The organism is Mesorhizobium sp. USDA 4775, from assembly GCF_054062655.1.
In genome coordinates this window covers 3,418,909-3,444,213 of the sequence record NZ_JBSSFM010000001.1, presented here as the reverse complement: position 1 = coordinate 3,444,213, position 25,305 = coordinate 3,418,909, and the positions used below count along the sequence as shown (strand labels likewise).

24 protein-coding genes and 2 tRNA genes are annotated in these 25,305 nt (G+C 63.1%); 16 read left to right on the top strand and 10 right to left on the bottom strand.

What is annotated here, in order from left to right; all coding sequences use genetic code 11:
• Position 1: 1 nt before the first annotated feature.
• The 3 genes from ACVILI_RS16670 to guaB form a co-directional block, all read right to left on the bottom strand.
• The gene (locus tag ACVILI_RS16670; RefSeq protein WP_038646211.1) at positions 2 to 421 is read right to left on the bottom strand and encodes an MAPEG family protein; all 420 of its coding nucleotides are present in this window, start codon (positions 419 to 421) and stop codon (positions 2 to 4) included.
• 132 nt (positions 422 to 553) lie between these two features.
• On the bottom strand, positions 554 to 1,171 hold the full coding sequence (locus tag ACVILI_RS16665; RefSeq protein ID WP_080643722.1) for a hypothetical protein: 618 nt from the start codon (positions 1,169 to 1,171) through the stop codon (positions 554 to 556).
• Positions 1,122 to 2,624 carry an IMP dehydrogenase gene (guaB, locus tag ACVILI_RS16660; protein WP_010915551.1) on the bottom strand — a complete coding sequence of 501 codons (1,503 nt, stop codon included), beginning with the start codon at positions 2,622 to 2,624 and terminating at the stop codon, positions 1,122 to 1,124. Before guaB ends, ACVILI_RS16665 begins: the two co-directional genes overlap by 50 nt.
• 39 nt (positions 2,625 to 2,663) lie before the next feature.
• Between guaB and ACVILI_RS16655 the strand changes: the two genes are divergently transcribed.
• The gene (locus tag ACVILI_RS16655; RefSeq protein WP_240565097.1) at positions 2,664 to 2,813 is read left to right on the top strand and encodes a hypothetical protein; all 150 of its coding nucleotides are present in this window, start codon (positions 2,664 to 2,666) and stop codon (positions 2,811 to 2,813) included.
• A 96-nt stretch (positions 2,814 to 2,909) separates the two neighbouring features.
• Positions 2,910 to 4,331 (top strand): MFS transporter, encoded by a 1,422-nt coding sequence (locus ACVILI_RS16650; RefSeq protein ID WP_027046726.1) that lies wholly within the window; start codon positions 2,910 to 2,912, stop codon positions 4,329 to 4,331.
• A gap of 8 nt (positions 4,332 to 4,339) precedes the next feature.
• Here the strand turns inward: ACVILI_RS16650 and ACVILI_RS16645 are convergent, their stop codons facing one another.
• Together ACVILI_RS16645 and ACVILI_RS16640 are read right to left on the bottom strand one after the other, a co-directional pair.
• Positions 4,340 to 5,137: an RlmE family RNA methyltransferase gene (locus ACVILI_RS16645; protein WP_038646209.1), complete on the bottom strand. Its 798-nt coding sequence runs from the start codon at positions 5,135 to 5,137 to the stop codon at positions 4,340 to 4,342.
• Entirely contained in the window at positions 5,134 to 6,489 is a 1,356-nt protein-coding gene (locus ACVILI_RS16640) for a Ppx/GppA phosphatase family protein (protein ID WP_019857568.1), read from the bottom strand. Before ACVILI_RS16640 ends, ACVILI_RS16645 begins: the two co-directional genes overlap by 4 nt.
• Before the next feature lie 411 nt (positions 6,490 to 6,900).
• On the opposite strand from ACVILI_RS16640, the gene ACVILI_RS16635 reads away from it, so the two are divergent.
• The 3 genes from ACVILI_RS16635 (at position 6,901) to ACVILI_RS16625 (ending at position 8,644) form a co-directional block, all read left to right on the top strand.
• Complete coding sequence (locus tag ACVILI_RS16635) at positions 6,901 to 7,833, top strand: lysylphosphatidylglycerol synthase domain-containing protein (protein ID WP_038646207.1); 933 nt, start codon at positions 6,901 to 6,903, stop codon at positions 7,831 to 7,833.
• A 174-nt stretch (positions 7,834 to 8,007) separates the two neighbouring features.
• Positions 8,008 to 8,081 (top strand) — tRNA-Gln (locus tag ACVILI_RS16630).
• Positions 8,082 to 8,263: 182 nt separating this feature from the next.
• Positions 8,264 to 8,644 (top strand): cupin domain-containing protein, encoded by a 381-nt coding sequence (locus ACVILI_RS16625; RefSeq protein ID WP_019857555.1) that lies wholly within the window; start codon positions 8,264 to 8,266, stop codon positions 8,642 to 8,644.
• 131 nt (positions 8,645 to 8,775) lie between these two features.
• On the opposite strand, the gene ACVILI_RS16620 is transcribed toward ACVILI_RS16625, so the two are convergent.
• Positions 8,776 to 9,030, bottom strand: coding sequence for a hypothetical protein (locus ACVILI_RS16620; RefSeq protein WP_240565146.1), 255 nt, complete (start codon positions 9,028 to 9,030; stop codon positions 8,776 to 8,778).
• Between the two features lie 410 nt (positions 9,031 to 9,440).
• Between ACVILI_RS16620 and ACVILI_RS16615 the strand changes: the two genes are divergently transcribed.
• The 4 genes from ACVILI_RS16615 (at position 9,441) to ACVILI_RS16600 (ending at position 13,120) form a co-directional block, all read left to right on the top strand.
• On the top strand, positions 9,441 to 10,073 hold the full coding sequence (locus ACVILI_RS16615; RefSeq protein WP_038646203.1) for a hypothetical protein: 633 nt from the start codon (positions 9,441 to 9,443) through the stop codon (positions 10,071 to 10,073).
• 88 nt (positions 10,074 to 10,161) lie between these two features.
• Positions 10,162 to 10,232, top strand: a tRNA-Cys gene (locus ACVILI_RS16610).
• 365 nt (positions 10,233 to 10,597) lie between these two features.
• Entirely contained in the window at positions 10,598 to 11,278 is a 681-nt protein-coding gene (locus tag ACVILI_RS16605) for an outer membrane protein (protein WP_084791496.1), read from the top strand.
• Positions 11,279 to 11,458: 180 nt separating this feature from the next.
• Entirely contained in the window at positions 11,459 to 13,120 is a 1,662-nt protein-coding gene (locus tag ACVILI_RS16600; RefSeq protein ID WP_457102549.1) for a hypothetical protein, read from the top strand.
• Positions 13,121 to 13,230: 110 nt separating this feature from the next.
• On the opposite strand, the gene istB is transcribed toward ACVILI_RS16600, so the two are convergent.
• The 3 genes from istB to ACVILI_RS16585 form a co-directional block, all read right to left on the bottom strand.
• Positions 13,231 to 13,986 (bottom strand): IS21-like element helper ATPase IstB, encoded by a 756-nt coding sequence (gene istB, locus ACVILI_RS16595; RefSeq protein ID WP_038646815.1) that lies wholly within the window; start codon positions 13,984 to 13,986, stop codon positions 13,231 to 13,233.
• Positions 13,987 to 13,998: 12 nt separating this feature from the next.
• The gene (istA, locus tag ACVILI_RS16590; RefSeq protein ID WP_148307437.1) at positions 13,999 to 15,510 is read right to left on the bottom strand and encodes an IS21 family transposase; all 1,512 of its coding nucleotides are present in this window, start codon (positions 15,508 to 15,510) and stop codon (positions 13,999 to 14,001) included.
• Between the two features lie 807 nt (positions 15,511 to 16,317).
• Complete coding sequence (locus ACVILI_RS16585) at positions 16,318 to 17,373, bottom strand: hypothetical protein (protein ID WP_240564719.1); 1,056 nt, start codon at positions 17,371 to 17,373, stop codon at positions 16,318 to 16,320.
• On the opposite strand from ACVILI_RS16585, the gene ACVILI_RS16580 reads away from it, so the two are divergent.
• Genes ACVILI_RS16580 through ACVILI_RS16555 form a run of 6 tightly spaced genes read left to right on the top strand, consistent with a single transcriptional unit; the run spans position 17,326 to position 23,273 of the window.
• Complete coding sequence (locus ACVILI_RS16580) at positions 17,326 to 17,952, top strand: DUF4129 domain-containing protein (protein ID WP_038652527.1); 627 nt, start codon at positions 17,326 to 17,328, stop codon at positions 17,950 to 17,952. The genes ACVILI_RS16585 and ACVILI_RS16580 overlap by 48 nt on opposite strands.
• On the top strand, positions 17,949 to 19,163 hold the full coding sequence (locus ACVILI_RS16575; protein WP_038646190.1) for a hypothetical protein: 1,215 nt from the start codon (positions 17,949 to 17,951) through the stop codon (positions 19,161 to 19,163). The genes ACVILI_RS16580 and ACVILI_RS16575 overlap by 4 nt, the downstream gene beginning before the upstream one ends.
• The gene (locus ACVILI_RS16570; RefSeq protein WP_038646188.1) at positions 19,150 to 20,106 is read left to right on the top strand and encodes an AAA family ATPase; all 957 of its coding nucleotides are present in this window, start codon (positions 19,150 to 19,152) and stop codon (positions 20,104 to 20,106) included. Before ACVILI_RS16575 ends, ACVILI_RS16570 begins: the two co-directional genes overlap by 14 nt.
• Entirely contained in the window at positions 20,103 to 21,407 is a 1,305-nt protein-coding gene (locus ACVILI_RS16565) for a DUF58 domain-containing protein (RefSeq protein ID WP_038646187.1), read from the top strand. The genes ACVILI_RS16570 and ACVILI_RS16565 overlap by 4 nt, the downstream gene beginning before the upstream one ends.
• A complete protein-coding gene (locus tag ACVILI_RS16560; protein WP_038646186.1) occupies positions 21,404 to 22,423 on the top strand; it encodes a stage II sporulation protein M in 1,020 nt (339 codons plus the stop codon). The genes ACVILI_RS16565 and ACVILI_RS16560 overlap by 4 nt, the downstream gene beginning before the upstream one ends.
• Positions 22,410 to 23,273, top strand: coding sequence for an RDD family protein (locus tag ACVILI_RS16555; protein WP_038646185.1), 864 nt, complete (start codon positions 22,410 to 22,412; stop codon positions 23,271 to 23,273). The genes ACVILI_RS16560 and ACVILI_RS16555 overlap by 14 nt, the downstream gene beginning before the upstream one ends.
• Before the next feature lie 28 nt (positions 23,274 to 23,301).
• Here the strand turns inward: ACVILI_RS16555 and ACVILI_RS16550 are convergent, their stop codons facing one another.
• Positions 23,302 to 23,988 (bottom strand): D-lyxose/D-mannose family sugar isomerase, encoded by a 687-nt coding sequence (locus tag ACVILI_RS16550; protein ID WP_027046725.1) that lies wholly within the window; start codon positions 23,986 to 23,988, stop codon positions 23,302 to 23,304.
• Between the two features lie 243 nt (positions 23,989 to 24,231).
• Between ACVILI_RS16550 and ACVILI_RS16545 the strand changes: the two genes are divergently transcribed.
• Positions 24,232 to 25,290, top strand: a complete 1,059-nt coding sequence (locus ACVILI_RS16545) for a D-TA family PLP-dependent enzyme (RefSeq protein ID WP_019857542.1) — start codon at positions 24,232 to 24,234, stop codon at positions 25,288 to 25,290.
• Positions 25,291 to 25,305 lie beyond the last annotated feature (15 nt).

Sequence of the window (25,305 nt, the reverse complement as noted above, 5' to 3'; positions counted from 1 at the left end):
CTCAGACGAGGCCGAGCAGGTGCAGCGCGAACCAGATCCAGGCCAGCGCCAGCACCACCGCGCCAGCGAAGAAAGAACGGCTGCGCAGCCGCAGATTGTTGCTGGTCAGGTGAACCCAGGCATGAAAATAGCGCGTCAGGACGAAAATCCACGCCAGCGTCAAGGTCAGATAGTTGACGCCGTTGGTGACGTGCAGCGTAAGGCACAGCACATAGAAAAGCACCGGCAGTTCGAACTGGTTGCACAGATTGGCGGCAACGGTGACGCTGGACGCCGGCTCGGTCGAGCGGGCCTTGTACTGTCCGACCTTGGCCTCACCTGATTTGACTGCGCCATATCTGCGGCGCCCCAACACGCCGTAGACGATGTAGACCAGAGCCACATGCGCCAGAATGGGCCAGAAGATCGTGGTCTGGTTCATGACATTCCCCTGCCCTGTCCGGCATCATGCTTAGAGTGTTCCACCGTCTTCACGGAAAAGGCAAACCACTCTAACTCTTTGTTTTGACGCAATTCCCCAGGGAAAGCGCTACGCGCTTTTCCTGGAATTGCTCTAGCGTCTCTGACCCACCAGCCAGAAAGCGGCGATGACGACCACCGGGATGGCGAGAAGCGCGAATTTGGTGACGATCAGAGCCGAAGCGAAAGACAGCGAATCCGGATTGGCCGACAGGAAATCGGACAGAAGCCGCGCCACGGCGATGTTCTGGGCATAGTCGGCCAGCGTGTAGGGCAGCACCAGCACCAGCGCGAAGATCGACTGCACCTGCCCGGGAAGCTCGCGGAAGTTCTGCAGGCGCCGGCCAGTGGCCAGGACCAGGCTCACCAAGGTCAGCGACAGCAGCGCCGGGAACAACAGATCGAAGGTCAGATAGTGCCAGACCAGAATGATCTCGCCGCCGCGCCGGCCGAGCGCCGTCAGCCAGGCCATGCCTTCGTCGGGTGTGAAACCGAAATAGCGCATGTCGAGCGACGGCAGGCCGCCGCTCAACTGGCGGAAATAGAAGAACTCCATCACCGTCATGGCGATGAAAACCGCCGCCGACAGGAAACACAGTGCGGCCGCGTGGCGTGGCAGCCGCAGGACCGTCGCGGTCAGGCTCCGCCCGAGCCCGTATTGTTCAGGCTCCGCCGGGATAGTTCGGGCTTTCGCGGGTAATCGTGACGTCATGGGCGTGGCTTTCACGAAGTCCGGCGTTGGATATGCGCACAAAAGTGGCGCGCTCGCGGAAATCGGCAAGGTCGCGGCCACCGACATAACCCATAGCGGCTTTTAGGCCGCCCGCAAGCTGGTGCAGCACGCCAGACACAGGTCCTTTGTATGGAACCTGGCCTTCAATGCCTTCCGGCACCAGTTTGAGGGTATCGCGCACCTCGGCCTGGAAGTAGCGATCGGCCGAGCCGCGCGCCATGGCGCCGACCGAGCCCATGCCGCGATAGGCCTTGAAGGAGCGGCCCTGGTGCAGATAGACCTCGCCCGGGCTTTCGTCGGTGCCGGCCAGCAGCGAGCCGATCATGGCGGCGCTGGCGCCGGCGGCGAGCGCCTTGGCGAGATCGCCGGAATATTTGATGCCGCCATCGGCAATCACCGACACACCCGATTTGTGCGCCGTCTCGACCGCCGACATGATGGCCGAAAGCTGCGGCACGCCGACACCGGCAACGATGCGGGTGGTGCAGATGGAGCCCGGGCCGATGCCGACCTTGACGGCGTCGGCGCCAGCATCGATCAGCGCCTGCGTGCCTTCGGCGGTGGCGACGTTGCCGGCCAGGATGCGCACCGAGTTGGAGAGTTTTTTCGCCCGGGTGACAGCGTCGAGCACGCGCTGCGAGTGGCCGTGCGCGGTGTCGATGACCAGAAGGTCGACGCCGGCGTCGATCAGGCGCTCGGCGCGCTCAAAGCCATCGTCACCGACACTAGTGGCGGCCGCCGCGCGCAGGCGGCCCTGCGCATCCTTGGTGGCGTGCGGGTTGAGCTGCGACTTCTCGATGTCCTTGACGGTGATCAGGCCGACGCAATTGCCCTGCTTGTCGACGACGACAAGTTTTTCGATGCGGTGCTGGTGCAGAAGCCGTTTGGCTTCGTCCTGGTCGACATTCTCCTTGACCGTGATCAGGTTCTCACGGGTCATCAACTCATAGACCTTCTGCGCCGGGTCGGAGGCAAAGCGCACGTCGCGGTTGGTCAGGATGCCGACCAGCCGGCCGGTCTTGTGGCCGCCCGTGCCGCCATTCTCGACCACCGGAATGCCCGAGATCGAATAGGTGCGCATCAGCGACAGCGCATCGGCGAGCGTGGCGTCCGGACCGATGGTGACCGGATTGACCACCATGCCGGATTCGAATTTCTTCACCTGCCGTACCTGCTCGGCCTGTTCGGCCGGCGAGAAATTGCGGTGGATGACGCCGATGCCGCCGGCCTGGGCCATGGCGATGGCAAGGCGCGCCTCGGTGACGGTGTCCATCGCGGCGGAGAGGATCGGCACGTTGAGGTCGATGTCGCCTGCGATGCGGGTGCGGACATCGGTTTCGCCGGGCATGACCTCGGAGTGACCGGGCTGCAAAAGCACATCGTCAAAGGTCAGCGCCAGTGCGCCTGTGGACGTTTCGATGATTTTTGCCATGGCCAGCCCTTTAGAATGCGGAAAAAGCGCTGGACCGGAATGGACAGCGCCGACTCTCATCTTCCCTTTCAGGATTGGCGCTGGCTGGTAACACGTCGCGAAGCGGATGAAAAGCCGATCGTTGCATTGCACAACAGCGTCTTCGACCATTTGATTGCGCCACCCGTGGTTGCGGTCGCACAAAAGTGACAGCAATTTAACACGACATCGGTGTCCAGCCATGATAACCGCCCCCTGTATCGGTTCGCCCCCGGCCGAATAGAAAATTTGAAAACGGTCACGCTTGTGAATCGCACCATTCCGCTGATCCTGGCGGTCGCACTTTTCATGGAAAACATGGATTCGACCGTCATCGCGACATCGCTGCCGGCGATCGCCATCGATATCCATACCAGCCCGATCGCGCTCAAGCTGGCGCTGACGGCCTATCTTGTGTCGCTGGCGATCTTCATTCCAATCAGCGGCTGGATGGCCGACCGCTTCGGCGCCAAGAACATTTTTCGCGCCGCGATTGCGGTGTTTATCGTCGGCTCGGTCGCCTGCGCCTTGTCCGGTTCGCTGCCGGCCTTCGTGGTGTCGCGCTTCCTGCAAGGCATTGGCGGCGCCATGATGACGCCGGTCGGGCGCCTGGTGCTGGTGCGCGCCACGCCCAAGAGCGACCTGGTCGCCGCCATGTCGTGGCTGACCGTTCCCGCACTGGTCGGACCGCTGGTCGGTCCCCCGATCGGCGGCTTCATCACCACCTATTTCACCTGGCACTGGATCTTCCTGATCAATGTGCCGATCGGCCTGGTCGGCATCTGGCTGGCGACGCGCTTCCTGCCGGAAACCGAATCAATGGAGACGCCGCCGCTCGATTTCATCGGCTTCGTGCTGAGCGGGCTTGCGGCATCCGGCGTGGTCTTCGGCCTGTCCGTGGTCAGCCTGCCCTATCTGCCGCCGGCCACCGGCTTCATCACCGTGGGGGTCGGGCTGCTGTCGGGCGCGCTCTACCTCATGCATGCGCGGCGCGCCAAAAATCCGCTGCTGGCGCTCGAACTGTTCCGCAACCAGGTGTTCCGCTCATCGGTGCTTGGCGGCTCGCTGTTTCGCATCGGCATCGGAGCAGTGCCGTTCCTGCTGCCGCTGATGTTCCAGATCGGCTTCGGGCTGACGCCGTTCCAGTCTGGCATGATCACCTTCGTCTCGGCGATCGGCGCCATCGGCATGAAATTCGTCACCGCGCTGATTTTTCGCGTTGCCGGCTTCCGCCGCGTGCTGATCGTCGGCTCGCTGGTCGCCGCCGCATCGATCGCCATCTACGGCCTCTTCACCCCCGAAACGCCTTACGTGCTGATGCTGGCCATATTGCTGGTCGGCGGCTTCATCCGCTCGATGTTCTTCACCGGCGTCAACGCGCTCTCCTATGCCGAAGTGTCGGCCGAAGACACCAGCAAGGCAACACCGATCACGGCGGTGTTCCAGCAATTGTCGATCGCGCTCGGCGTGGCGCTGGCCGGCGGCATTCTGGAAGTCTCGACCTCGATCCATGGCGGACCGCTGACGCTGGGCGATTTCCACATCGCCTTCTTCATCGTGGCGGCGGTATCGGCGGCGGCGTCGCTGTCCTTCATGCGGCTGGCGCCCGACGCCGGCAATGCCGTCTCCGGCCATGGCCGGCTGACGACGCCCAAGCCGCTGGAACCCGTGAGATCGCCGGGGGAGTGAAGGCCGGCTCAGCGGTCAGCGTCCCCCGGCCCTTCGCTATGGCTCCGGGCGCTCGAGTCCTTCGGAACGTCCACTGGACGTTCCGATCCGCCTGACGGCGGACCGGACTCTCGCCCCTTAAAATCTTTGGCCAACAGATAAAGCTCGACCGATTCATCGCGCGAGGCCGGCGGCTTGACGTGGTGGACGGAGCGGAAATTCTTCTTGAGCATGGAGAGCAGTTCGTTCTCGGCGCCGCCCTGAAAAGTCTTGGCGAGGAAATGGCCGCCCGGTTTCAGGACGGACAGCGCGAAATCGGCCGCCACCTCGCACAGATGCATGGTGCGGATGTGGTCGGTGCGCTTATGGCCGGTGGTTGGCGCCGCCATGTCGGACAGCACGATATCCGGGTCCCCACCCAGCGCTTCGGCGAGCTTGCGCGGCGCATCCGGATCCAGGAAATCCATCAACAGCACCGGCGCGCCGGGCACGGCGTCCATCTCCAGATAGTCGATGCCGACGACATGCGGATTTTCCGCCGTCGATTTCGTGCGTGCGGCCGCGACCTGGCACCAGCCGCCGGGGGCGGCACCGAGGTCGATCACCTTCATGCCGGGCTTCAGCAGATGGTGCTTGTCGTCGATCTCGATCAGCTTGTAGGCCGCGCGCGAGCGATAGCCGTCGGCCTTCGAGCGCTGGACATAGGGATCGTTGATGTGGCGCTGCAGCCAACGTCGCGACGATTCCTTCAGGCCGCTCTTCTTCTTGATCCGCGTCTTCAGCACGCGAATGCTGGCCGATCCTGGATTTTCCGGTTTCTTGGTCATTGTCGGCCACGCCCATCGTTGCGCCAGACGCCGTCATCGGCCATCAGCTCGCTCAATATGCCTTCGCGCAGGCCACGGTCGGCGACGCGCAGCCGCTCCGAGGGCCAGACGGCGCGGATCGCTTCGAGGATAGCGCAGCCGGCCAGCACCAGATCGGCGCGGTCGGCGCCGATGCAAGGGTTGGCGCAGCGCTGCTGGAAATCCCAGCCGACCAGTCGTTCCACCATGCGGTCGACGCTGTCGCGGTCCATCCACAGCCCGTCGACCCGACGACGGTCGTAACGCTCGAGATCTAGGTGGACGCCGGCCAGCGTCGTCACCGTGCCGGACGTGCCGAGCAGATGGAAATTCGGGCTGGCCTTGAGGTGGCTCAGCCGGTCGCGACCGTCGAAGCTCGCCAACCGGCCGGCGACATCGTCGACCATGGCGTTGAAGATCTCGCGCGTGACGGTACGGCCACCAAAGCGCTCGGCCAGAGAGACGACGCCGACCGGCAGCGACGTCCACGAGACGATATGGTTGGCGAGCCGCGGCGAGCGGCGGCCGGTGAGATCGATCAGCGCGATCTCCGAAGAGCCGCCGCCGATGTCGAACAGGACGACGCCCTGCGTGTCGCGCTCGACCAGCGAGCCGCAGCCGGACACCGCCAGCCGCGCCTCGGTCTGGCGGTCGATGATCTCGAGCTTCAGGCCGGCCTCGCGCTCGACGCGTTCGAGGAATTCGACGCCGTTCTCCGCGGAGCGGCAGGCTTCCGTGGCGATCAGCCTGGCCTTCCTGATCTTGCGGCTGCGCAATTTATCACCGCAGATCTTCAACGCCTCGACGGCGCGATCCATCGCCGGCTGGCCGAGCCGGCCATTGGCGGTGAGCCCCTCGCCCAGCCTGACGATGCGCGAGAAGGCGTCGATGACGCGGAACTGGCCATGCCGTGTGGGAACGGCGACCAGCAGCCGGCAATTGTTGGTGCCGAGGTCGAGGGCCGCAAAGACCGGCAGCTCATGCACCGGCGGCCGGCGCGTGCCCTGTTCGGGGCGCGGCGCTTGAGCGACGGGGGAGATTGCCGGCGCCGTCGGCTGCTTCGCTTCCAAAGCCGGGGCGGCCTGGCCTGGCACCGGCGATCGATTGCCCTGCGTTTCGTCGCGCGCAAAAACCTTGCGGCCGCGCCTTCGCTTGCGCCGCTTCTTGGGCTTGCCCTTCTGGTGATGGGGCGCGTCGCCCGCCTGCCCAGCGGCGGAGCGCGGCTCCGTCGGGCGGCGTTGCTGCCAGCCGGCAGTCCCCGAGCCCGATGGCCCTGGGGAAGCGCTGGACGCGCCCACCTCCGACGCGCCTGCGCCGGTGTCGCGGTCTTCCACTGTCGTTCCTTCCGGCGCCGCGCGAACCGGTGAAGGACGCAGCAGGCGCTTTGGCATGTTTCAAGTTGCCGCCAGACTAACAGTGCCGTGGCCGATCACCAAGAGCGCATGCCGAATTTTGCCGGCTGGGCGAGACGGCCCTTTTGCGCCACCGCGTAATGTACCCGCAAGGCTGGATTGGTAGCGCGGATTCCGGCGAAGACAACGCTGGCCGCAGCCGATGCCTTGTCGCCTGCCGTTTGGGCTGCTTTCGCTGCGGGCAGATCTTGCCGGCGGCCGGCGCGACATGTGTTCGCGGTTGAATAGCCGGCTTCAATGAGGCATTTCTGAAATGAATGGAAGTCACCGGGCCGCCGGGCTCCCACCATCAAGCGAAAAGGAAGCGGGCACGCAGCGCATGGCAGTCAGGCAATGAAGTGGAAACGCTATTTCTGGCCGGTCGTCGGCATCGCCGCGGTGATCTTCTCGCTGCTGCTGCTCTGGCATGAACTGCGCGGCATTTCGCTCGACGATGTCTGGGATGGGCTCGCCGCCATCCCAACCCGCGGCTGGGTGCTGGCGGCGCTGAGTTCCGTCATCGCCTATGCCGCGCTCGCCGGCTACGACCACATCGCGCTGCTGCATATCGGCAAGCGTGTGTCGTGGCTGTTCGTGACGCTGTGCTCCTTCACCACCTATGCGCTGTCGCACAATATCGGCGGATCGGTCTTTTCCGGCGCCGTCATCCGCTACCGTGCCTATGGCACAAGGGGCCTGACCGGCCAAGATGTCGGCGTGCTGGTGGCGATCTGCTGGATCACCTTCGTGCTGTCGACGATTCTCGCCTCCGGCCTCGTGCTGGTGTTCGAGCCTCAGATCATCGATCGGTTCTCGGGCGTCGCCCATCATGGCCTGTCGGAAGCGGCGGGCATCGCGATGCTGCTCCTCGTCGCCGCCTATATCTTCGGCAGCTGGCTGCATCTGCGCCCGCTGAAGATCGCCAGCTTCCAACTGCACTATCCGGCACTGCCGATCGTCGCCAGGCAATTGCTGATCGGCCCGATCGAACTGATTGCCGCCGCGGCGATCATCTTCTTCGCCCTGCCCGAGGTGCACAATCCCGGCTATTTCGTCGTGCTTGGCGTCTTCCTCGTCTCCTTCTCGATCGCCCAGATCTCGCACGCGCCGGGCGGACTCGGCGTGTTCGAGGTGGTCTTCCTCACCGGCCTTTCCGACATGGAGCCGGTCGGCGTGCTGGCGGCGCTGCTGGTGTTCCGGCTGTTTTACCTGATCATCCCGCTGATTCTGGGCCTGGGCGTGGTGCTGTTCTTCGAGCGTTCGCAGTTCAGCCGGACAGAGAGCTGAGGCGCGGATGGGATTTTGTGCCCGCCCGCGCACCTGAACCCCGGCGTCTGAAACCAGCTGTCAAAACGGAGCGATTGATCCACACAGCAGGCTTGACTATTTTCCGCTGGCGGCTACAAGGCAGCGCTCAAGCGGCTCAGCCGTTCGGCCCGCGCGGTCCATGACCGCGCTTGCTGGGGAATAGGTTAACGGTAGACCCACGGACTCTGACTCCGTTAGTCCTGGTTCGAATCCAGGTTCCCCAGCCACTCTTTATTCATAATTTGAATCAGCAGCTTACACAGAACTTTGTGTCCTGATGCAGGCCATTCCAGGTCACCCGTTCAGGTGGTGAGCGCGGCTGTGGTCGACCTTCGCAGATATAAAAGCAATTGCTAATATAATGGAAAGGTGCCAGCATTGGACTCCGCGTCGCGTATGGGAGGATGCCATGGCCGATGGTGGAATGAATGTCACCAAGTTTGAATCCAAATCTCACGACAACCCGGATGAGGTTCGCTCGCCCGCCAAGACACGCGTCGAGGTGGTGCGGCTTCCAGGCTTTACGCTCGGGCGGCTCAATATGGAGCCGGGATGGAAATGGTCCGAATGCGTGAAGCCGGTCGTCAAGACGGATAGCTGTCAGGTATCGCATGTCGGCTACGTCGTGTCCGGAACCATCACCATCAAGATGAATGACGGGACTCAGAAGACGTTCACGAAGGGTACGTCCTATACCATCCCGCCCGGCCACGACGCCTGGGTGGAAGGCAACGAACGCTTCGTCTGCATCGAAGTCATGAGCGCCGAGCAATACGCCAAGCCGGCGTAGGGCAGGCTGCAAACCTGCTGGCTAAAAGGCTCGCGTCGGGCCGCGAGACTGTTGGCGCGGCATGAATATGTAGCGAACAACCGCCGCGCCCATCAGCGCGGTGACATTGTCGTGGTTGCGCGCCGGTCGCCTCATCCCTTCCACATTGTCGATCGAAGAACAGCCTGCATATGCTCCGGGAGGTCGAGTTCGCCGTGCGCCTCTATCTCCAGAAGATATCGGGCCTTGGCCAGGCGATCGCCTTCCTCGACCGCGGCATGGCCGCAGATGGCGAGCAGCGCCCTCTCCTCCTCCCGGCTGGCTCCGCCGGAGTCGCCGCCTAAATCGTGCAGCGCCTTGCCGAACGCCGCATATGCAATCCTGTGCGCCTCAATCAGCTCTCGCAATCTATCTGACGGTTCCTGGTCTCGGCCCGGCGACCCTGTGGCGCGTGCGGTTGCCGCAACCGTCGAGGCGACGGCTGCGCTGCCGGAGTGGAAAAGCAAGGCGCGGCGGTTGATCCTGGACGTGGCGAACTCTCCCATTGCTTCGATGGCTATCAGATCGATGACATGACAGACCGTAACACGACGGCTTGCACATTCTTGTCAGGATGGAAGGCCTCAAGGCAGCCGACAGCAAGCGCGGGCTGGCTGATGCCGCCGCACCTGAAACAAGCTTCCCGTCCGAGAACACGCACGGCGCGTCACTTTGGGCGGCTTGAGGCAGGTGAGATTTCCGGAGTGAAAAAGATTGATGGTGGCAGGTGCGTTCCAATGGCTAAGTTGCGTAGAAGTTTCCAGCACGAGGCCGGATAATGGTCACTGACACCGAGTTCATTCACGAAAGCATCCGCCAAGGCTGCGTGACGCTTGCCGATGGTGAATTCCTCATCGACAGGCTGGTGAAGTATGTCGGCAACGGAAGGATCCGTTGGCATGTCGAGTTTCGTGGGCATCGCGTCGAGTTCACGACCGGCCAGATCAAGAAGCAGCCGACCTTCCGCAGGAAGATGCTCGAACAGGCCGGTGTGCTGCCGCCGCAGCGCGCGGGTTTCGATTATAGGCGATGGGCACTCGATCTGAGAAAGAATGCCGTCGAACTGCCTTGGCGGGACAGACCGGTCGATGCCGGTTTCTCGATCGACAGCCTTGTCAGTCTTGGAGGCGACCGCTGGACGGTCGACTATCAAGGCAAGGTCATCAAGTTCACGACGACCAAACTGCGCAGGCAAACCAGTTTCCGCAAACGCATGCTGGCCAAGGCCAAGGTGCTGCCACCCCAACTGGATCCGGTCGCCTATCGGAAGTGGATGGACTGGCTGATTCAAAACGCCACGGAGGCCGCACCGCAGGCCAGCGATGCTTCAATGAGCGAGAAAAGCTGGCTCGACGACCTGCCGGAGCTGGCCGGCTGGCAAAGCGAGGCGCCGCGCGAAGAGACCAACTAAGGGCGGCGCGCCACCGACAATCCCTTCACCCAAACCGCGCCTGCAGCAAGGTTGACGCGCGTTGGTGGTATGACCATAACACCAGCACGGTCTGATGGCGGGACGGTGACGCATTGGTCTGCAAAACCGACGTAATGGGTTCAATTCCCATTCAGACTTTTCAAAGCCGCCCACGCCACGCACAAGCAGGGTGGCTTTCTTGTCAGAGACGCCAGCCTACCCTCTTAAACAGCGGCGGTGCCACCATGGCGCTTGCAACGCTTGGAGGCACACATTGATGGCGAGGGAATCCAGCCGCGGCCGGCTCGCCGTGGCAACGCGGCTACTCCGCGAACCCGAAGATCGGGGCGACAATCGTTTGGAAACAGGCCAAATGGCCCTCCAAAACGCCTTTTTGTTGCGCTGTAGCAACATGCTTTGGGGAAAGCGTGCGCTTCAACCATGCAATTGCGTTCCGTAAGGGAATTCCTGTGATACTGATACATAGAGCTCGGGTCAGGCATAGCTCCAGGCGGGGACAGACTATGAAATACATTTTGGCAGCAGCATTTTTTGGCGCCACCCTTTCCTCGGCCATGGCGGCCGATGTTGTGAATGAACTTCCGGTCGCTTCCACGTATGATTGGACAGGCGCCTATATCGGCGGCCAGATCGGTTACGCTTGGGGCAAGGACCATATCCAGGACGAGAACATCGCCAGCGGCGATTCAGATTATTCGGATAGCTTCAGGCTCCGTGGGGTCACCGGCGGTATTTTTGCCGGCTATAACATGCAATGGGGCAATATCGTCGGCGGCGTCGAAGGCGATATCGAGGCCTCCGGAATTGTCGGCCACAACCCGGACTGGCCGTTCGGAAGTGACGACAATACCCATATCGACGCCCAGGGCTCATTGCGCGGGCGCCTGGGTTATGCCTTTGACAACTGGATGCCCTATGTCACCGGCGGTTTGGCGCTGGGAGACATTCACACGAAGTTCGAAGACGGGCCGGCAACGGATTCCAAGTCGACAATCAAGGCCGGCTGGACGGTCGGCGCGGGCCTCGCTTACGCTTTCAACAAAAACTGGGTCGGCCAGGCCGAATATCGCTATACAGATTTCGGCAAGGTCACGACTGCAACCGATAACACTGACTCGGGTTGGGAAGAGCACGAACACCTCAAGACCAACGAGGTCCGAATCGGGATCGCCTATAAATTCTGATTTGCAGACCCTGTCTCAGGTCGCCCGCACAGCAGTTCCAAATATCGGTGCGTGTGATGCGGATATGCGGGGGAAAATAGCCAAACCGCAAGCTAGTCCAGATCGTGCCGAAGGTCAGAAAGCTTTGGGCACACCGACTGCGCTTGTCTGACAAAGACAATGAGTCAGACGAGCCGGGAAATGGACCACTTCAACCTCGGCACCTATCGCCGCCCGATCTCCACCCGCTCCACTGAGACCCAGCGCTGGTTCGATATCGCGCTCAACTGGTGTTACGGCTTCAACCACGAGGAAGGCATCAAGTGTTTTGAGAAGGCGTTGCAGACCGATCCCGGCTGCGCGATGGTGCATTGGGGCATCGCCTATGCCGCCGGGCCTTTCTACAATCTGACCTGGAAGGAACATGGCGAGGCCGAGGCCAACAGCGCGACCAGGCGCTGCTTCCAGCATGTCCAGCTGGCGCGCGCCCATGCGGCTGGCGCCAGCGAGATCGAACGGCGATTGATCGAGGCGCTGGCCTCTCGCTTTCAGAAGCCGCACAAGGTGAGACCACAGGATTTCGAACCGTGGGATGATGCCTATGCCGCCGCGATGCGGCGGGTTTACCACGATTTTCCCGACGATCATGATGTGATGGCGCTGCTGGTCGAGGCGCTGATGATGCGCACGGTGCGGCGGCTGTGGAACCTCAAGACGGGGGAACCGGCACCGAATTCGGACGTGCTGGAAGCCCTGGAGGTTTGCGAGCGGTCGATCCGGCTTGCCGACGAGGCAGGTGCCTCACAACACCCGGCGATCCTGCACCTGCACATCCATCTCCTGGAAATGTCGACCATGCCGGAACGCGGCTTGCGCTCGGCCGACCGGCTCGGCGAAATGTGCCCGGATGCCGGGCACATGAACCATATGCCTGGGCATATCTACGTGCTGTGCGGCGACTATGAGAAGGCGAGGATCGCCAGCGAAAAGGCGGTCCGCGCCAACGACCTCTATCTCGCCTATGCCGATGAGCCGACCTATTATCTGCTCGGCTGCTGTCACGATCTGCATCTGATGATGTTCACATGCATGTTCCTTGCCCAGTATCGGCCAGCGCTGTGGGCCGCCGACAAGGTGCGCAGCCTAGTGACGCGAGACGTGGTCGGCATCCAAGACCGCCCAAAACTCACCCAGACCGTGGAAGGCTATCATGCGATGAAATCGCATGTGCAGGTGCGCTTCGGCCGCTGGCAGGAGATCATCGACGAACCGGCGGTCGAAGAGCCCGGCCTGTATGTGCTGACGGCGGCCATGCAGCACTATGCCAAGGGTGTCGCGCATGCGACGCTGAGGCAATTCACGGAAGCCGAGCGCGAGCGCGACCGGTTCCACCGGCATATGGAGACCATTCCGACCGAACGGCGTTTCCTCAGCAACCCGACCCGCGCCTCGCTCGCTGTCGGTGCCGCCTTGCTCGACGGCGAGCTTGCCTACCATCAGGGCCGGCACGAGGAGGCCTATGGCCATTTGCGCCAGGCAGTCGAGCTGGATGACAACCTCTCCTACACCGAGCCATGGGCGTGGATGCACCCGCCCCGCCATGCGCTGGCGGCACTGCTTCTCGACCAGGGCCACATGCAAGAGGCCGAGCAGGTCTATCGCGACGATCTCGGCCTCACCGGCAAGGTGCAGCGCTGCGCCCAGCACCCGGACAATGTCTGGGCGCTGCACGGGCTGGTGGAATGTTTGCGGCGGCGTGGCGAGAGCGAGGAGTTGCTGGCCCTGCAGGCAAGACTCGCCACGGCGCTGGTCAAGGCGGATGTGTGCGTATTCCGACGAAGCCGGCCATCGATTCCGATTTGAAGCCGGCCAGTCATTCCGATTTCATTCCGGCCGGTGTTCCGATTTGAAGCCGGCCATTTTTCGGACTGATCCTGGGTCTCGTTGATGTTTGGATTGGGTTTCGTTTCAGGTCAAGCGTGCGCTGTTTCGGACGCTCTCGGCGAGCGCTGTTTTCGCATGCTTTCACCGGTGAGATCGATGCGATAGGCGTTGTGAACGAGGCGGTCCAGGATGGCATCGGCCAGGGTTGGGTTTGCAATGATCTCGTACCAGCGATCCAGGGGCAGCTGACTGGTGACGATTGTCGATCGGCGTTCGTAGCGGTCTTCAATGATCTCAAGCACATCACGCCGCTGGTCATCATTGAGTTTTTCCGGTCCCCAGTCATCGAGAATGAGAAGGTCGGTTTTGGCGAGTTGCTTGAGGATCCGGCCATAACGTCCGTCGCCTCTCGCGAGGGCAAGCGTTGCAAACAGCCGGGGAACGCGGTGATAGGCGACGGAGAAATCCTCTCGGCAAGCTTTGTGGCCAAGCGCACAGGCCAGCCAGCTCTTGCCGACGCCGGCCGGCCCGGTGATGAGAAGACTGTGATGCTTTCTGATCCAGTCGCAGCCGGCGAGCGCCATGAACAGATTGCGATCAAGACCGCGTGCGGCACGAAAGTCGGCATTCTCGATCTGTGCGTCATGGCGAAGTTTTGCAGCTCTGGCGCGGGCTTCGAAACGCTTCTGGCGGCGCATGGTAGCCTCGCGCTCGAGCAGCATGGCAAGCCATTCGCCATGCTCGAGGCCGCGTGCTTCGGATTGTGCGTCGAGTTCCTGGAAGGCAGTGGCCATGCCATGAAGGCCGAGTTCGCGCAGCATGTTGATGGTCGGATGGATGAGCATTGGTATGTCTCCTCAATGGAAGTAATCAGGGCCACGCAGATTGGCGTGATCGACGATGGCGGTCGGTTCGGTGGAATGCCTTGCGGCCTTGTGATTGGCGATGAGCGAGGCGATGCTCTTGCAGTTCAGCCCACCGATCTCGACAGCGCGGGCTGAGACGGCTTCGGCGCGATCGCGTGTGACATCGCGAAACAGGCGAAGGACACCCAGGCATGTTCGAAAGCCTTGTTCAGGATGTGGGCGGCTGGCGAGGATTGCGACAACCAAGCCTTCCGTCTCGGGCCCGACGGATGCGGCCCAGCGACGGAAACGATCCGGCGTCCACTCGGCATATCGCCGGTGGGAGCTGGGCATATGATCCGGATCCGTCCCATGACGAGGGCCGCCATAGCGGCGCTGATGGACGGCAATGCGCTTGCCGCGGTGGAAGATCTCGATGGTGCGTGCCGTTGCCCTCAGATCGACTTGCTGACGAATGAGGTTGTGCGGTACGGAATAGAAGAAGGTCTTGAACTCGACGTGGTAATCCGTCGAGACGCGGGCCAAACGCCACTCGGCGAATTCGTAGTCTTCGCTCGGAAGGCTTGCCAGCGCAGCACGCTCGACGCTCTCAAACAGTTGCCGGCGACTGACGCCCAGCCGACGCATGACGTGATCATTGATGCGATTGAGTGCCTGGCGAATTGCGGCATTGGCCTCGGCCAGCGAGAAGAAGGTCTGGTTGCGCAGCCGCCCCAGAATGCATGACTGGGCGAAACGCACGCCGTTCTCGACTTTCGATTTGTCCTTCGGCCGTCGCGGCCGTGCCGGAAGAACGCCGACGCCATAATGGGATGCCATCATGCCGTAGCTGCGATTGATCTCGGGATCGTAGAAGCTGGCGCGGCTGACGCCCGACTTCAGATTGTCGGGGACGATCAGGCGGGGAACGCCATCAAAGAAACGAAACATCCTGACGTGTGAACCAATCCAATCCGGCAGTGTCTGGGTCCAGGTCGCTTCGGCATAGGTCAAGCTGGACGCACCCAGCACTGCCACGAAGATCTCCGCCTCACGGATCTCGCCGGTGTCTCGATCAACGATCGGGATCTTCTTGCCGGAATAGTCGACGAAGACCTTGTCGCCGGCGGCGTGTTCCTGGCGCATCGTCGGCGAAAGCCGCTGTTCGAAGCTGCGAAAGAGCTCGCAGAACCGGCTGTAGCCATATCCGTCGGGATGACTTCCTCGATACTCCTCCCACAAGATGAGGAGCGTGACGCCCGGCTTCTTGAGCTCGACGGCAAGATGGGCCCAGTTCGGCTCTGTGCGCCGCCGCGTGCCCTGCTTGACGCCATTGCGAGCGAAGAGTTTGTTCTCAAGCGCGTCATCGGTCAGCTCGCCTGGCAGGGGCCAGCTCAACCCGATTGCCGCTGCGCGCCGCAGATTATCCTGCACCGTACTGCGTGCTATTCCCAGCACGACCGCAATCTCGCGGGAGCTGGTCCCGCTTCCGGCAAGCCGAAGCATTTGTCTCAACTGTCTCATGGTCAGCCTTCTCTTTGCCGGCATCAAAATGTCCTCGTTCATCGCGAGGTAATTGATGCCAAAGTTGCTGACCCAGGAGGTAATCTTCAGTGCCGAAAACCGGCCGGTCTTTGGTTGGAATGGTGGCCGGCTTCATACCGGAATGGTGGCCGGTGTTTGATCGGAATGGCGGCCGGCTTCACGTCGGAATCCGCAGATGTGGCGATCAGCTCGTCATGCCTGTGCCGAACGAGCGTGCAGCGCGGCTGCTGTCACTGAGATTCCGATCTGACGATGTTCCTATGCGAAGCCAACCTTCAGGAGATGGAAGCCCGAGCCGCCACCGCACAGACCGAGCCTTGGATCACGATCTTATGGCCGCGGCGCGGCGGCATCAGCCGATCAGGCCAGGCTGAATGAACGGCTTTCCTCAATTAGCGCAGAGCAGTCGATCTCATCATGAAATTGGGCGTATGCATCAGGTGCAAGCCAGGAAGCGTAGGACCGAAGCCGCTTGAGCCTGGCCGTTTTCTCGAGCCGCGCCAGCCGCTCATCTTCGGCTGGTTGGGTGCGAGCCGGCCTCTTGTTCCTCTCGGCAGGATCATACATATCGACTATCCTCGGTCGGAGCCTATGAAGAGGCCGCTCAATGAGGGAGTTGGCCCACTCACCGGAATATGGACCTGTTGCTCCGGCGGTCCGCTCTCCAATTGGGCTGGATGCCACCACAAGCGCGGATGAAAGTCGCCATCCATTTTGATGAAGCTGCCGCAATTGGCCGGGCTCGGCAGAGCCATCCTCAAGCGTGATCACCCCCGCCCCAGTTCGTCAGGCATGTGTCGGACGAGCGCGCAAACCATTCCGTCGTTGAAGTGGGCTGTCGCCCTCATGTGAATGGCGCCGTCCGCTACGAGAATATCTGCGCCAGTTCGTCGATGCTGCGCCTTCCTTGACCTGGCGCAGTTCGACATAACTGACCGCGGCGGCGATCGACAGCACCATGGAGATCACGGTCTGCACCAGCGCGGCGCCCAGCTGCGCCAGAATCCCGCCAAACAGGACGAAAACCAGCAATATCCCCCACTGGATGACCATCGCGATGATCATCAATATGAGAAACAGGCCAAACAGCGACCAGCGGTTTCCCTTGGTCAGGGCACGGCTGCGTGACATCGAGCCGAAAACGCCACGCCGCTCCTGGATCAGGACCGGCACCGACATCGACCATCCGAGCCACAAGATGATGCCGGGCACGATCAGGGCCAGCATGGCAAGGACCGAGCCAAAGGCGACGAGGAAGCCAATCGCCAGCGTCGGCAGCAGGAAGCGGATCGCAATCTGAATACAGTCGCCGAAGGAGGGCCGCCTGCCGTTCAGGTCCTCGATCGTCGCCCGGACCAGTGACGACTGAAGCAGCATGGTGAAAACGAAGGAAACCAGCCCGGCGACGAGGCTGAGATAGGAATTGCGGAACATCGCATGGGGATCCGCCATCGCACCCGGATCACCACGCAACATCGCGTCGACCTGCGGCTGGCTCCACAACCGGACAAGCAGCGTCGGCACGCCGGCGAACAGCGCGGCAAGGCCAAGGCAAAGCCCGATGTTGCGGCCTAAGACGGCAAAGGTGTTGTTGAACACCCTGCCGATCTCGAACCGGCCGGGTTGTCCCAATGTCGCAGTGGTCATGATATTCCCCCGAGCCGCCGCAACATCCAAACAACCAACCTCGAAAGTAAATCTGCCAAGATTAAAAGGCTTCGTCCAGTGGACTTGCAATTGTCCAGGCGTATTGCCAGTGTCGACACCGAACCGCAGGTGCAGAGGGGCGAGCGGGTGACAGTCGCACAGCCGCAGGACGCCGAATGGCTGGCAAAGATACACAAGCAGTTGCTTGCGGACGATTCCATCCAGTTTGACTTGCCGACACTGGTGCAGCCCGAGCCGCCGGAATGGCTGCGGCCTTTTCTGGAGGCATTGGCGAAGATCGGCCCTTACATGATCTACCTGTTCTGGGGCGCGGTGATCGTCGGCGTCGCGGTCATCGCGCTTCTCGTTGCCCTCGAAGCCAAGGGCGTGGCATGGCGCCTGCCGTGGCGGCGCGCCCGTAAGGAGGCAGAGGCGGAGGAGGCGTGGCGCCCGAATGCGAGTGCCGCGCAGATCCTGCTGTCCGAGGCCGACGCACTCGCCGCGCGCGGCGAGTATGACGAGGCGGTGCATCTTCTGCTTCGCCGCAGCGTCGCCGACATTGCCGGGCGGCTGCCCGACTTTCTGCGCCCGTCGCTCACTTCACGCGACATCGCCAGCGCCACATCGTTGCCGGCGCGGGCACGCAGCGCCTTCAGTGAGATCGCGCGCATTGTCGAGGCAGCGCTGTTTGCCCGCCGGCCGGTCGGAGCGGAAGGCTGGCAGCAGGCGCGTGGCGCCTATGAACGCTTCGTCTTCAGGGATGCCTGGACATGAGCGCGCCAGCGGTCGACGCCGCGCAGGAACCGTTCAGCCGCAAAACCCTGTTCTGGGGCATCTTTGCCAGCTTGCTGGCCGCGGCGGGGTTCTTCCTGCTGTCGACCTACGCGCCGGACTTTCGCCAGCCAGAAGGCGGCGGCACGCCGCTCTCCAAGGGCGGCTCCGGCTATGCCGGGCTCGTCGAATGGCTGAAACTCGCCAATGGACAGGCGCCACTCATGGCGCGCAGCGAGGAATCGCTCGGCTCCGGCCTGGCGTCCGAATTCCTGCTGATCGTCACCATCGCGCCAAACAGCGACCCGGCCGCGCTGGCAAGGATCATCAAGCTTCGCTCGGGCAAGGCCACGCTGTTCGTGTTGCCCAAATGGATCATCTTGCCGCTGCAAGACCATGAAGGCTGGGAGATGAAGCTCGAACGGCTGCCCGATACGGTCGTCAACGACTGGCTCGGGCGCATCGCCAAGGCCAAGCTCGGCGAAGGCAAGAGTTCGGTCGGGCAGATCGACGTCGCAGGCCGCATGGTCACCGCGCCGGAAGACCTGCAATGGGTGGCGGATGACCACCCCTTGATCGCGGCGGGCAACGGCAAGGCCATTCTCACCTCGCTCGACGACGAGCCGTTCTACATCCTGACCGACCCCGATCTGATCAACAACGCGGCGCTGAAGGATCCGCAAAAGGCGGCGGCGGCACTGGACATGATCGCCATGCTGGAGCCCGGAAAGGGCGCCGTGATGTTCGACCTGACGCTGCATGGCGTCGGGCAGAAATACGATCTCGCCAAGCTTTTGGTCGAGCCACCCTTCCTGGCGCTGACGCTGTCGGTGCTGGCGGCGGCCGCCCTTGCCTTCCTGCATGGGCTCGGCAGGTTCGGACCGCCGCGCTCCGAGGCCCGGGCGATTGCCTTCGGCAAGCGGGCGCTGGTCGACACCACCGCGATGCTCCTGAAGCGCGCCGGGCGGCTCGGGCAGCTCGGCGATCGGTATGCGACGCTGATGCGTGCGCGTGCCGGCGCATTGCTAGGCGCGCCGCAAGGCTTGCCGGGCGAAGCGCTCGACCGCTGGCTCGATTCCCGCGACCGAAGCGAAACGCAGGGCTTCAGCCGCCGCTTCAAAGCCGCGAGCGAAGCCAGGACCCTGGTGCAAATGCATGAGGCAGCGGAAGCGCTGCATGAATGGACGACAAGGAGGCTCGGTGAACGTCGATGATGTGAAGGCCCTGGCGACCGCGATCAGGGAAGAAGTGGCGAAAGCGATCACCGGGCAGCGCGACACGGTCGATCTGATGCTGACGGCATTGTTTGCCGGCGGCCACATATTGCTGGAAGGCCCGCCGGGAACCGCCAAGACCATGACCGCGCGATGCTTCGCGCAAGCACTTGGCGTCGCCTATGGCCGCATCCAGTTCACGCCCGACCTGATGCCTGGCGATATCGTCGGCTCCAACATCTACAATTTCCAGAGCGGGCAGTTCACGCTGACGCGCGGGCCGATCTTCTGCGACCTTTTGCTCGCCGACGAGATCAACCGCACGCCGCCGAAGACGCAGGCCGCCCTTCTGGAGGCCATGCAGGAACACGCCGTCACCTTCGACGGCGCCACGCATGCGCTCAGCCAGAACTTCATGGTGGTGGCGACGCAGAACCCGATCGAGCATCAGGGTGTCTACCCCCTGCCCGAGGCGCAACTTGACCGCTTCCTGTTCAAGCACCGGGTGAGCTATCCCGATCTCAAGGAGGAACAGGCTATCATCGTGCATCACGGCGGCGGCACCGCCTCGCATGATATCGCGCAATACGGCATCAAGGCCCAGACGGACCGCAAGACGCTGGAGGCGGCACTTGCCACGGTTGGTGAGGTGACGCTGGTTGACGATGTCGTCGGCTATATCGCTGCCCTTGTGCGCCGCACGCGCGAAAGCCCGGACCTCGAGGTTGGCGCCAGCCCACGGGCGGGCGCCATGCTGGCGCGCGCGGCACGCGCCAGGGCGGCTCTCGACGGCCGCGCCTATGTCATCCCCGACGACGTCAAGGCGCTCGCCATACCGGCGCTGCGCCACCGCGTCATCCTGTCGCCGGCGGCGCAGATCGATGGGCGGCTTGTCGAGCAGATCGTGTCCGATCTCGTCGACCAGACGGAGGCGCCGCGTTGATCTACCCGACCGGCAGAGCGGTGTGGGCTGCGGCGGCCGGGGCGATCCCTGCCTTCCTGATCTCGCTTGCGCTGCCGCATGTCTGGTATCTGGGCCTGCTGTGGATCTGCGCGCTGCTGGCATTTCTCGCTGTCGACGCGGCGGCCGGGCGTGGGCGTGCCTCGCTCAGCGCCAGTCTCTCGGCGCCGCCGCAGGTCGGCGTCGGCGGACGCTTTACCGTGCACGTCGCGGCCAGCCTCGGCCAGCGGGCGCGCATGCTGCAAGCGCGTGTCGGCCACGATCAGCGTGTGGAGCCGGTCAGCCGCACAGGCGGTGCGTTGCCCGCGAATGGCGGCACGCTCGATCTCGAATTCACGGCGCGCCGGCGCGGCATTGCCAGTTTCGACCGAGTCTGGCTGCGCTGGAAAGGCCCGTTCGGACTGACCTGGAACCAGGTCGTGCTGCCGATGGACCGCAAGGTGGCGGTGCTGCCCGACGTCAGCAGCGCGCGCGATGAGGCCATCACCTTGCTGCAGCGCTCCGCGCTGGCCGACGGCCACGCGCAGAGGCGAGCCGGCCAGGGTCGCGAGTTCGAGGCGCTGAAGGACTATCAGCCAGGCATGGGCCGGCGGATGATCGATTGGAAGCGCAGCGCCCGCCACGGCAAGCTTTTGGCGCGCGAGTTCAGGATCGAGGAGAACAACAACATCGTGCTGGCGATCGACAGCGGCCGGCTGATGTGCGAGCCGGTCGACGGCGTGCCGAAAGTCGACCGGGCGGTAACGGCAGCGCTTCTGTCGGCCTTCATTGCGCTCAAGGGCGGCGACCTCGTCAGCCTGTTCTCCTTCGATGCCACGCCTCGCGTCTCGAGCGGCGCGGTGCGCGGCTCGCCGAGTTTCACGATGATCCAGAAGCGCGCGGCCGAGATCGACTATTCCAGCGAGGAGACCAATTTCACGCTCGCGCTGACGACATTGGCGGCCAAGCTCGACCGTCGCTCGCTGGTCATCGTCTTCACCGATTTCGTCGACCCGATCAGCGCCGAACTGATGCTGCGCACCGTCGGCCGGCTGACCGAGCGGCATCTGGTGCTGTTCATGCTGATGAAGGATGTGGAACTGGAGACGCTGGCCGACATGCAGCCCACGAAACCCGAGGATGTGGCCCGCGCGGTCACCGCCGGCGGCCTGCTTCGGGAGCGGCAAGTGGTGATCGGGCGACTGCGGCTGCTTGGCGCGCATGTGATCGAGGCCGACCATCAGCGGCTCGGTCCGGCCCTGGTCGAGCGTTATATCCAGCTCAAGGAGCAGAACCTCCTATGACGCTGCCCGCAGGCACCGATGCCGTACGCCAGTCGCTGGCAAGCTTCCGCCACGAGCGCGAGGCCGACTGGAAGGCGTTCGAGGCGCTGCTGGCCCGCGTCGAAAAACGCGCGCCGCGCACGCTTTCGGAAGACGAGTTGCTGTCGCTGCCCCTGCTCTATCGTTCGGCGCTGTCGTCGCTCTCGGTGGCCCGTGCAACGTCGCTCGACAGCGCGCTGATCGCCTATCTGGAGGCGCTCAGCCTACGCGGGTACTTCTATCTCTATGGCGCGCGACGCGGCTTGAGGCAGCGCGTCGGCGATTTCTTCCTGCGTGACTGGCCGGCGGCAATCCGCGATCTGTGGCGCGAGACCTGGGTGTCGGTCGCACTGACTGTCGTCGGCGCCATTGCCGGCTACTGGCTGGTCGCCTCCGACAAGCGCTGGTACGACGCCATCATCGCGCCCAGCCTTGCCGGCGGGCGCAACCCGGATTCGTCTGCCGAAGTGCTGCGCAGCGTGCTCTACGATGGCGGCAGCAGCCACTTCCTGTCCGGATTTGCCGCCTATCTGTTCACTCACAACACGCAGGTGGCGATCCTGGCCTTTGCTCTGGGCTTCGCCTTCGCGGTGCCGAGCGTGCTGATCATCCTGATGAACGGATGCATGCTGGGCGCGCTATTCCAGGTCTATGCGGCCAAGGGGCTGGGCTTGGAGCTCGGCGGCTGGCTGTCGATCCACGGCACGACGGAACTGTTCGCCATCGCGCTGGCGGGCGCGGCAGGCATGCGGATCGGCACGCGCATCGCCTTCCCCGGAGAACTGACCCGGATGGCGGCCGCGGCCCAGGCCGGGCGGGTGGCGGCGACCGCCATGGTCGGCGTCATGGTGATGCTTCTGTTTGCCGGCCTGCTCGAAGGCATCGGCCGGCAGACGATCACCAGCGATGCGACGCGCTACGCCATAGGCGGCGGCATGCTGGCCTTGTGGATCGCCTACTTCTACCTGTTCCGGATGGTGCGGCATGGCAACGGCTAGGAACCCTGCCGAGCTGATAAGGCCGCTGATCACGCCGGAAGGTGTCGACCTCAGGGTCAAGCTGGCGGACGCCGGTACGCGGGCTTCAGCCTTCCTGCTCGATGTGGTGATCATCGTCGCTGCCGCCATTGCGGTCACCCTCGTCGTCATCTTCGGCCTCGGCGGCCTTGGTGTGAAGGAGGCAGAGCCGCTCTTCATCGTCTGGATCATCTTCATCTTCCTGCTGCGCAACGTCTATTTCATCGCCTTCGAGGCGGGGCGGCGGGCCGCGACGCCCGGCAAGCGGATCGTCGGCGTGCGGGTCGCCTCGCGCAGCGGCGCGGGTCTCACCATCGATCAGGTCATCGCACGCAACCTGATGCGCGAGATCGAGGTCTTCCTGCCGCTGTCGATCATCGCCGCGCGCGGCGGCGCCGGCGTCGCCGACACGCTGTCGACGATTTTCGGCCTGGTGTGGGCGTTGCTGTTTTCGCTGTTTCTATTGTTCAACCGCGACCGGCTGCGCATTGGCGACCTGCTTGCCGGAACCTGGGTGGTGGAGACACCGAAATTCAAGCTGGTCGAGGACCTTTCACAGCGAAAGGACCCGGTCGACAAGCGCTTCCATTTCAGCCCGGAGCAGCTCGACGCCTATGGCATCGCCGAATTGCACAAGCTGGAAGACGTGCTGCGCCGCGACGATTATGCCGCGATGAAGGCAGTTGCCGAGACCATCGGCCGCAAGATCGGCGCGAAGGTCGAACCGATCGATTCAAAGGCCTTTTTGACCGCCTACTACGGTGATCTGCGGGCGTATCTCGAGCGCAAGCTGCTGCTCGGCAACCGCAAGGCGGACAAACACGCGCGGTAGCGCGGGGCCAAGCCGAGTTTGGCCTGCCCTACCTCAGCCACTTCTCATAGTCGGCCACCAGCAGGTGCACCGGGGCGACATCCTCGTCGATGTTGGAGAAGCGGCCGATCGGCTCGCGGAAGACATTGTCGGTGAGATCGTCGTTGACGGTCGACACCTCGCCGATCAGCACGTCCTTGCCCTCGGCCCAGAAGGCATGCCAGACGCCAGGCAGGAGCGTGACGCTCTGGCCCGGGTCGAGCTTCAGCAAACCGCCCGCCGGCAGCCTATGGATGGTTCCATCGACCGGCACCGACACCTCGGCCTTCGGGTCGATGCCGCCGTCGCGATCGTGCATGAACAGTTCCAGCACCAGCTTGCCGCCGCCACGGTTGATGATGTCCTCTGCCTTGATGTTGTGGCGGTGCATCGGCGACAGCTGGTCCTTGCGCGAGATCATGATCTTCTCGGCATAGAGCATGCCCATGCCCTTCTTCATATCCTCGTAGCGGCCGTTGCGCACGGTAAACAGGAACAGGCCGAGTTCGTTGAATTTTTCCTGGCCGTAATCGGTGATGTCCCAGCCGAGACGCGAGGTGTAGATGGCCGAAGAATCGACCTGGCGCGCCTTCATCTCCTCGGGCGACCAATAGGCGAAGGGGGGCATGATGTAGCCGAACGAGCGGATGAAAGCGTCGGCTTCGCGGATGATTTCGTTGATGGCGGAACGTTTCATGATCGTGACCCTTCGTGTCTACACGCTTTAGGTTGTTGCATGTCGTCATCCCAAAACCGCTGGGCACTTTTGGGCGTCATGCATTGCAAATCGCATAGCCGAACGCCGCTGCGGTGTCGATCCATCTCACTGCCTGCCGTGCCCTTCGCCATGCAGGGATGGCCCAGCGATCCGGTCCGCTGGCCGCGTGACATCAAGCACTTTCAGGCTCATAAACCCTGCGAATTCTCACAGGAATAGAAGATGCCGACCGTCCACGACCTTGATACGCCGTCGATCCTGATCGACGGCGCGCGCGCCGAAGCCAACATCGCCCGCGCACAGGCCCATGCCGACAAAAACGGACTGAAGCTCAGGCCGCATATCAAGACGCACAAGCTGCCCTATTGGGCGAAGAAGCAGGTGGCGGCGGGTGCCGTCGGCATAACCTGCCAGAAGATCGGTGAGGCCGAGGTGATGGCCGATGCCGGATTGTCCGATATTTTTCTGCCCTACAACATTCTCGGCCGCGCCAAGCTGGAACGGCTGAAGGCGCTGCACGGCCGCGTAACCCTGTCGATCACAGCGGACAGCACGGAAACGCTGGAAGGGCTGGCGGCGGCTTTCACCGATACCGGCCATCCTCTCCAGGTTCTGGTCGAATGCGACACCGGCATGGGCCGCTGCGGCGTGCAAACGGCTGATGAGGCGGTTGCGCTGGCAAGGCTGATCGACAAGGCCGGTGGCCTCGCCTTCGGCGGGCTGATGACCTATCCTGCCGCTGGCCGCGCGGCCGAGGCCGAAGCCTGGCTTGCGAAAGCCAAGCAGGCGCTGGCCGCTTCGGGCCTCGCTTGCGAACGCATCTCCAGCGGCGGCACCCCGGACATGTGGCGCTCCAGCGATACATCAGTCGTCACCGAATATCGCCCTGGCACCTACATCTATCTCGACCGCTATCAGGTCGCCAAAGGCGTCGGCACCCTCGACGATTGCGCGCTGACGGTGCTCGCCACCGTCGTCAGCCACCCAACGGCAACACGCGCCATCCTCGATGCTGGCAGCAAGGCGCTGTCGAGCGACACGCTCGGGCTAAAGGATTTTGGCGAACTGCTCGGCGCTCCCGATGCAAGGGTCACCGGACTCAGTGAAGAACATGGCACTGTCACGCTTTCCGGTGATGCGAAGCTGCGCATCGGCGAGCGCGTGCGCGTGGTGCCCGACCATTGCTGCGTCGTCACCAATCTGTTCAACGAGGTCAACCTGATCGACGGCGAGCAGGTGCTCGAAACGCTGCCGGTGGCAGCGCGGGGGAAAATGGGTTGAGTGGCCTTCCCTTCT